This window comes from Phenylobacterium sp. (assembly GCF_020253645.1).
GTDB lineage: Bacteria > Pseudomonadota > Alphaproteobacteria > Caulobacterales > Caulobacteraceae > Phenylobacterium.
This window is the reverse complement of record NZ_JADCBG010000042.1, coordinates 1-8246: the sequence shown is the minus strand read 5'-3', so window position 1 is coordinate 8246 and position 8246 is coordinate 1. Positions and strand designations below refer to the sequence as shown.

At 66.5% G+C, this 8246-nt stretch carries 6 protein-coding genes and 1 pseudogene; 1 reads left to right on the top strand and 6 read right to left on the bottom strand.

What is annotated here, in order from left to right; genetic code table 11:
- Positions 1-279, top strand: a pseudogene (locus INE98_RS03430) (ATP-dependent chaperone ClpB); the annotation flags it as partial.
- Between the two features lie 94 nt (positions 280-373).
- Here INE98_RS03430 and INE98_RS03425 read toward each other — a convergent pair.
- From INE98_RS03425 to prmC, 6 genes are all read right to left on the bottom strand, one after another.
- Positions 374-1426 carry a Glu/Leu/Phe/Val dehydrogenase dimerization domain-containing protein gene (locus tag INE98_RS03425; protein WP_293536595.1) on the bottom strand — a complete coding sequence of 351 codons (1053 nt, stop codon included), beginning with the start codon at positions 1424-1426 and terminating at the stop codon, positions 374-376.
- Positions 1427-1476: 50 nt separating this feature from the next.
- Positions 1477-4917, bottom strand: coding sequence for an indolepyruvate ferredoxin oxidoreductase family protein (locus INE98_RS03420; RefSeq protein ID WP_293536594.1), 3441 nt, complete (start codon positions 4915-4917; stop codon positions 1477-1479).
- 268 nt (positions 4918-5185) lie between these two features.
- Positions 5186-5611 (bottom strand): alternative ribosome rescue aminoacyl-tRNA hydrolase ArfB, encoded by a 426-nt coding sequence (arfB, locus tag INE98_RS03415; RefSeq protein WP_293536592.1) that lies wholly within the window; start codon positions 5609-5611, stop codon positions 5186-5188.
- A gap of 15 nt (positions 5612-5626) precedes the next feature.
- Positions 5627-6109 carry a Fur family transcriptional regulator gene (locus INE98_RS03410; RefSeq protein WP_293536591.1) on the bottom strand — a complete coding sequence of 161 codons (483 nt, stop codon included), beginning with the start codon at positions 6107-6109 and terminating at the stop codon, positions 5627-5629.
- Between the two features lie 45 nt (positions 6110-6154).
- Positions 6155-7102 carry a DUF4167 domain-containing protein gene (locus tag INE98_RS03405; RefSeq protein ID WP_293536589.1) on the bottom strand — a complete coding sequence of 316 codons (948 nt, stop codon included), beginning with the start codon at positions 7100-7102 and terminating at the stop codon, positions 6155-6157.
- A gap of 236 nt (positions 7103-7338) precedes the next feature.
- Positions 7339-8208, bottom strand: coding sequence for a peptide chain release factor N(5)-glutamine methyltransferase (gene prmC, locus INE98_RS03400; RefSeq protein WP_293536596.1), 870 nt, complete (start codon positions 8206-8208; stop codon positions 7339-7341).
- Between the last annotated feature and the right edge of the window lie 38 nt (positions 8209-8246).

Genomic DNA, 8246 nt, shown 5'->3' with positions numbered 1-8246 from the left:
GAGATGGACAACATTGTCCGCATTCAGCTGAAGCGCCTGGAGAGGCTGCTCGCCGACCGTCGGATGACCCTGTCGCTGGACGACGCGGCCATGACCTGGATGGCCGATAAGGGCTACGACCCGGTCTACGGCGCCCGGCCGCTCAAGCGGGTGATCCAGAAGGACCTGGTGGACCCCGTGGCCCGCAAGCTGCTGGCCGGCGACCTGGTGGACGGCTCCGTGATCGCCGTGACGACGGGACCGGATGGCCTGCTGATCGGCCGGCCCCAGGTTCACTGACCCGAAAGCGGGGCGGGGTTCAGTCCTCGCCCCGCCATGTCTCGACGCTTCCGGTCGCCACCTTCAGCCGACGCCCGGGCGGAGGCAGCCCGGGCTATAGCGCCCCTTCGAGCGCCTTCGTCCTGCGCGCGAAGCGTTCCTCTGCGATGCGATCCGCGATCTCACCCGTGGGTCGTCCCTCGCTTTCCGAGCGCGCGATCACCTCACGGAAGGTCTCGCCAAGAGAGGCGACATGCCGTTCCACCGCAGCGGGATCCCAATGTGACCTCTGATAGTGCAGATTGATGATCCCGCCGGCGTTCGCGAGATAGTCGGGACAATAGAGTATGCCCCTTTTCGCCAGACGGGCGTCGTCTTCAGGGCGGGCCAGCTGGTTGTTGGCGCCGCCGACGATCGCCTTCGCCTTCAGGTCCGGAATGGTCGCGGAAGACAGTACGCCGCCCAGGGCGCAGGGCGCCAGGATATCGCAGGTTTCGCGCAGGATCGCCTCGTCACCGACGACCTGGGCGCCAATGTCAGCGGCCAGGGCTTCGGCCCTCTTGGCGTCGGTGTCCGCCAGGACGAGTTCAGCCCCTTCATGCGCCAGGATGCGGGCCAGACGCTCGCCGACATTGCCGACGCCCTGAACGGCGATCCTGCGACCGGCCAGGCTCGCGGAACCCCAGATCTTACCCGCCGCCGAGCGCATGCAGTGATACACCCCGAGCGCCGTGGAGCCCGACGCGTTTCCAGCCTCGGGCAGGAACCCGGCGGCGTGGCGTGTCTTTCGCGCGATCACCTGGACGTCCTCCAGGGTCGTGCCGGAGTCGAAGGAGGTAATGTAGCGCCCTCCGAGGCTCTCGACGAAATCACCCATGGCCTCGAGCAGGGTCTCGGTCTTTTCCCGCCTCGGGTCGGCGATGATGATCGCCTTGCCGCCGCCATAGGGAATGTCTGCGATGGCGTTCTTGTAGGTCATGCCCCGGGAAAGCCGCAGGACGTCGCGGAGCGCGTCATCCAGGGTGGGGTAGGGAAGAATCCGGCAGCCGCCGATCGCAGGCCCGCGGTTCTCGTTGTGCACAGCGATGATGGCCTTCAGCCCGCTCGCCTTTTCTTGACGTACGGTGACAAGGGCATGGTCGGCAAAGTCCGCATGGGTGTCGAACATCAGAGTCTCCAGGGTATTCGATGGACCGGTCTCGTTCGGGGAGGCGCGCCTCACATCAGCCTGGCGCGAAGGTCGGCGCGGGCGGCGGCAAATCGCTCCATGGCCGCTTCCTTGACCGGACCGAACCCCCGCACATCCTGTGGCAGACGGGCCAGAACGAGCATGTCATCCAGGGTCTCCGGTGACAGACGCGACAACCCGAAGGCGATGTCCGCGAGATAGGCGTCCCTGAGCGCCCGTTCGGCTTTCCGCTCGGCAGTATAGCCGAAGGGGTCCAGCCAGGTTCCACGCAGCCGCTTGCCCTTGGCCAGCAGAGCCATCGCGTGGAACATCCAGGGGCCGAACTTCCTCTTGCGGGGCCGACCCGTGACCTTGTCCCGGCGCGAGAGGACGGGCGGCGCAAGATAAACGGACAGCCTCCGGTAACCGGAAAACTGCCCGTCGAGCGCAGCGTGAAACAGCGGTTCGCTGTACAGGCGCGCGACCTCGTACTCGTCCTTGTAGGCCATGACCTTGAAGGCGTTCGAAACGATGGCGGACAGGAGTTCGGCTCCCTTTTCACCGTACGGTGCCGTCGCCACGCCGGCGATCTCCACCAGGCTTCGAAACTGCGCCGAATAGGCGCTGTCCTGATATTGCTCCAGCTCGGCTGCGTACCGTTCGACAGGGCTGGCGCCTCGGTCATGTGAGCCGGTCGGCCCGGGTTCGATGAGGCCGGCGAGCGTTTGCACCTCATGAAGGTCGATGGCGGCGAGCCGCCCCCACCTAAAGGCCCTCCTGTTCAGATCGACGGCCGTTCCATTCGCCTCGATCGCCGCATCGATGGCGGCGGCTGACATGGGCAAGAGACCCTTCTGCCAGGCGAAGCCGACCATCAGCGTGTTGGCCGCCAGATTGTCTCCGAACAGGGCTTCGGCAATCCCGGTCGCGTTGAACGCGAACCCTCGTTCGCCGGCACGCGCCATCACGGTGTCGATCATCTCCCGGAAGGGTAAGGAGCTGTCCCGGTCACTGACGAAGTCCGAGGTCGGGGTCTCTTCCGTATTCAGAACTGCAGCGGCTCTTCCGCTGGCGAACTTTCGAAGCGCCTCTTCGCTGACTGCGACGACCGCGTCGCACCCGAGCAGAAGGTCGGCCTCCCCATCACCGATGCGCACCGCAGGAATGGACTGCTGCGGAGCGGCAATTCGGACCTGACTGGTAACGGACCCGTTCTTCTGGGAGAGACCTGTGAAGTCCAGCACGCTGGCCGTCAGTCCGTCATGATAGGCGGCAGACCCGAGAAGCGCGCCGACCGTCAGGACTCCGAGCCCACCGATGCCCGCAACGTAGATGTCGACCGGCGCCTTCAGCTCCGTCAGCTCGGGGTCCGGCAGGTCCGCGAACTTCGTCGCCTCCAGGGCGAGAGTCCGGGCGGGATCAGGTTTGCGCAGGGCGGCGCCTTCGACCTCCACGAAGCTGGGGCAGAACCCTTCGAGGCAGGAGAAATCCATGTTGCAGGCGGATTGATCAATCCGCCGCTTGACCCCGTCGTCGGTCTTCAGAGGCTGGATCGCCATGCAGCCTGATTGCACCGAGCAATCCCCGCAGCCCTCGCAGACCCGCGGGTTGATGAACAGGCGTCGGCCGGGATCCGGAAGCACACCTCGCTTCCGGCGACGACGCTTCTCGGCGGCGCAGGTCTGCTCGTAGAGGATTGCGGTGACGCCCGGGACCTCGCGCAACTCACGCTGGATCGCCTCAAGATCGTCGCGGCTTGCTGCCCGCTTACCATCTGGCAGAACAGGCCAACGATCCGGGTCGTCGCTGACCAGCCGGACATCTCCAACACCTTCTGCAAGCAGCTGACGGTAGATGCCCAACGGACTGATGGCGCCTTCGGCGGGCTGGCCTCCGGTCATGGCGACAGCGTCATTGTAGAGGATCTTGAAGGTGATGTTGGCGTCCGCCGCCACCGCGGCCCGGATCGCGAGCAGGCCGGAGTGCTGGTAGGTTCCGTCACCCAGATTCTGGAAGATGTGCTGGGTTTCCGAAAAGGGTTCGGCGCCAATCCACTGGGCGCCCTCACCCCCCATGTGGCTGAAAACGGAGGTCTTCAGCTCGGGCACCGAAAGAGCAAGGGCGTGGCAGCCGATTCCGCCTCCGGAGATCGAGCCGTCCGGGGTCCGCGTCGAGCGATTATGGGGACATCCCGCACAAAAGTACGGCTTTCGTCCGGGGAAGGCGAGCCGCTCTCCAGGGTTGGCGCGATCGACCAAGGCCGCCAGGCGCGCCGCAATTCCTACCGGGTCGTTGATGATGCGCCCGGCGAGCGCCTGCGCAACCAGAAGGGGTGACAGTTCCATCACCGCCGGCAGAAGAGGTCTCCCGACATCGTCGGTCTTGCCTGTTACACGGACGGGCCGTCCGCGGCGGTGGAAGAGCGCGGCCTTGATCTGGTCCTCGACGATCGGGGCCTTCTCTTCGATGACCAGGATCTCTTCCGCCTGACGCGCGAAGGCGATCAGAGGATCAATCGCCAGCGGCCAGCTCATCGCGACCTTGTAGACCGACAGGCCCAAGGCTCCGGCCTCGCTGTCCCCGATTCCGAGGTTCCGCAGGGCCTGGATCAAGTCCTGGTGCGCCTTGCCGACGGTCACAATGCACAGCGAGGCTGTGTGATCGCCGATGACCGGGTAATCCAGACGGTTGGCTTCAGCCCAGCGGATCGCCGCAGGAATCCGCTCTTCGATCAGGCGGCGCTCCAGCTCTGCACGCTGAGAAGGCCATTGAAGTCGCGGATCCCAGTTGAGTCCGTGCGGGGGACCTGGACGATCCGGGATCAGGTACTCGGGATAGGCGGTCGGCAGCTCGAAACTGGCTGCACTTTCGACAACCTCAGCGATTGTCTTCATCGCCACCCAAAGTCCGGAGTGACGTGAAAGTGCGAACCCGGCCAGACCAAGCGAAAGGATTTCGGAGACACTTGCAGGCTGAAGGATCGGAATGAGCGTCGACTGGAAGATTCCGTCGGTCTGATGCGGGAAGACCGAAGACTGAGCCGCATGATCGTCTCCAGCGACCGCGAGGACGCCGCCCAGCGGCGATGTGCCCAACACATTTGCGCTTCGGAAGACATCGCCGCAGCGGTCCACTCCGGGGCCCTTCCCATACCAGATGCCGAAAACGCCATCGACCTTGGAGGGTCCGTAGGCCTGGTGCATCTGGGCGCCCCAGAGGGCGGTTGCGGCGAGGTCCTCGTTCAGTCCGGGCTGAAACCGGATCTGGTGGTCGCGAAGATAGGGCTCGGCCTTCCAGAGTTGCTGGTCATAGGCGCCGAGGGGCGAGCCCCTGTACCCCGAAATGAGGCCCGCCGTGTTGAGACCGCGCACGCGATCCCGTCGCCTCTGGACCAGTGGTAGGCGCACCAGCGCCTGGATGCCGGTCATAAAAACGCGACCGCCTTCGGAATTGTAGATGTGGTCGAGCGTGATGCGACTGGTGACCGTCATCGACTTACCTCCACAAGCTCACCCCCTGACCGCTCAACACCGGCGGAGGCCTGATCCTTTGCGCGCCTTGAGGCAGGCTGTTTCTTGGGCGTTCACGAAAGACGGACGCCGAGGGAACAATAGGCGCGAATCCACGGAAAAAGGTATCTATATTGGCCGTATTTGCCAGTTTTTGTGGACTAAAATTCCCAACAAGTTGCAAAAAGAGGGTAGAAAATATCGGTCAGAACCGGTTGCAACCTCGGGTCTGAGCGCGGGGCCTGGAGGCTCAGTCCTCGCCCCGCACCTTTCCCCTCAGCGACTTCACGCCGCCTCTTCGGACCTTGCCCTCCACCCGCCGGACCTTGGACGCCAGGGTCGGGCGGGTGCGCTTGCGGGGCGGCGGCGGCGGCTCCGCCGCCTTGCGGACCAGGTCCACCAGCCTCTGGAGGGCTTCGGCCCGGTTCCGTTCCTGGCTGCGGTGCGTCATCACGCTGAGCACCAGCACCCCGTCCTGGGTCAGCCGCCGGCCGGCCAGCTTCATGAGGCGGACGGCGACGTCATTGGGCAGGGAGGGCGAGCGCCGGACATCGAAGCGCAGCTCCACCGCGGTGGAGACCTTGTTGACGTTCTGGCCGCCGGGTCCGGCTGACCGGACGAAGCGCTCGGTGATCTCATCCTCCGGGATGAGGATCTCCGGCGTGACCTCGATCATGGCCGCAGATCCGCGTCAGGCTTCGCGGCAGGCGGGGCAGAGGCCGCGGGCCTCGAGCGTCAGGCTGCGGACGGAGTACCCCGCTTCGGCGGCGGCGGAGAGGCCCGCTTCCAGGCCGGGCTCGAACTCCCGCGCCGCACCGCAGCAGTCGCAGATCAGGAAGGCCGCTCGATGGGCGCCGCCCTGGATCCGGCACGGCACGTAAGCGTTCAGGCTTTCGATCCGGTGCGCGAAGCCCTGTTTCTCGAGGAAGTCCAGAGCCCGGTAGACTGTCGGCGGCTTCGCCGGGACCCCATCGGTCCCGAAGGCGGCGATCATGTCGTAGGCCTTGAGGGGCGAATCCGCGGAGAGGAGAAGCTCAAGAACACGCCGCCGGGGTGACGTCAGGCGTTCCCGGGCAGCCGCGCAACGCGCGTCCGCGTCCGCGAGCGCCTCAGCGAGCCGCGGGCCGCTGAGTCCCTGTCCGGAACCTTCGTCATGTGCGCAATCGTGAGCCATGGGACATGGCTAGACCTGAAGCCAGGCGCGCGCAACTGCGCCTGATCAGTCCTCTGCGCGTTCTGCGCCTTCGCCGGGGCTTGCCTCGCCCTCAAAGCTCCGCGGCGCACGCCGGCGCCGGGGCGGCTTGGGCTCCTCGCCCTCAGCTTCCGCCCTCGGACGGCGGGGACGGAGGAAATCCGGCGCCTGGCTTTCGGAGCCATCCTCACTCCGGAGGGTCGGGGACGGCGGACGTTCCGTTACCGGCGCGATGGGGCCGCCGCTCGGCTCCACGACGGCAAGGGGATCTCGCTCGGGCCTGTCCCGTTCCGGCCGTTCCCGTTCCGGACGGTCCTCACGGTTCCGCTGTTCCTGGCGATCGTCACGATCGCGCCAGCGCTCACGACGGCTGCCTTCGGCGCGCTCCACCCGGGGCCGGTCTTCACGGGGCCGGTCTTCACGGGGCCGATCATCACGGGGCCGATCCTCGCGCGGGCGATCTTCCCTCGGCCTGTCTTCCCTCGGCCTGTCATCCCTCGGCCTGTCATCCCTCTGGCGGTCATCCCTCGGCCGGTCGTCCCGATCACGGAACCGCTCCCGGCGATCATCGCGATCCCGCCAGGAGCCGCGCTCCCTCGTTTCACCCTCCGGCTCGGAGGGTTCGGCCTCTGTGGCCTCGGCGCCCTCTTCCTCGAAATCCACGTCGAAGCCCGAGTTGAACTGGTCGCGCCCGATGATTTCCGAGGCCGGCCGGGTCGGCTGCATGGCCCGGATCAGCCGGAAGTAATGCTCGGCGTGCTGCAGAAAGTTCTCGGCCAGCACCCGGTCGCCTGACGAAGCGGCGTCGCGGGCCAGCTGCTGGTAGCGCTCAAAGACCGTCTGGGCGTTGCCGCGGACCTTCACCCCCTCCGGTCCGTTGGACTCCAGGGCCCGGTTCGCATTGTGCTGCTGGGGCTTGCCACCGGCGCTGCGATTGCGACCGCGCTGACGCTTCATGCCCTTGAAATCTCTCATGTCCTGCCGTTCCGCCGACCCGCAATTGCATCCGGGTTCGGACTGTTCTTCTGGCTTTTCCGCTGCGTCTTGCCCGACGCAGATGATCCGAAGTGAAAAGAGCTCTCTGTCCTCCCACCCGGCGCCTGGCGTTTCGCTTGTGACGGAACGGCCTGCCGGCGCGGGGCCCGATCCCGAGGGTCAGGCGGTCCATGGCGTCGGCGGTTTGAGTGGAGACCGGGAGTCCGTCTAGCGATTCAGACGGCGGTTTCCAAGGGCTTTTTCGCACCCGCCACGACGCGGTCGTGGGTCGACAGGTCCTGCAGGGTTTCCACCTCGACAGCGCCGGCCCCTCGGAACAGGGTTTCGACGGCGGTTCTCTGATCGTAGCCGATCTCCACGAGGAACCGGCCGCCGGGCTTGAGGACCCTCAGGATCTCGGGCGCGAGCCTTCGGAAGGCGTCCAGGCCGTCGGCGCCGCCGTCAAGGGCCAGGCGCGGCTCATAGACCCGCACCTCAGGGTCCAGGGTCTCTATGACGTCGGTGGCGATGTAGGGAGGATTGGAGACCACGAGGTCGAATTCGGCCTCGGCGAGGCCCGCCGTCCAGTCGCCCCGCAGGAGGGCGACCCTTCCGGCCAGTCCGAGGTTGGCTGCATTCTCCCGCGCGACGGCGAGGGCCTCCTCCGAAACATCGACGCCCAGGCCCCGCGCAGCAGGCCGCTCGGCGAGGATGGCCAGCAGGATCGCGCCTGAGCCGACGCCGAGGTCGAGAATCCGAAGGGAACGCCCCTCCGGGAACAGGCGAAGGGCATGGTCGACAATGACCTCCGTCTCGGGGCGGGGCGTCAGGACGCCGGGGGTCACGCCCAGCATGATGTTCCAGAAGCCGCGTCGTCCAAGGATGTGACTGACGGGCTCCCGGCGGATCCGGCGTTCGAGGTAGTCGTCGAGTCGGGCGGCCTTCTCAGGGCTGATCTCGCGGTAGGGATCGCCGACGATGTCAGCGCGGGTCACGCCGCAGGCGGCCTCCACCAGGACCCGGGCGTCGATGACCGGGCCGGGGACTCCGGCGGCTTCGAGACGCGCCCGGGCGCCCTGCCAGGCCTGCAGGAGGTTGCGGCTCATTCGCGTCCTTCGGGGTCCCCCGGCGTGCTGCAGGCGTC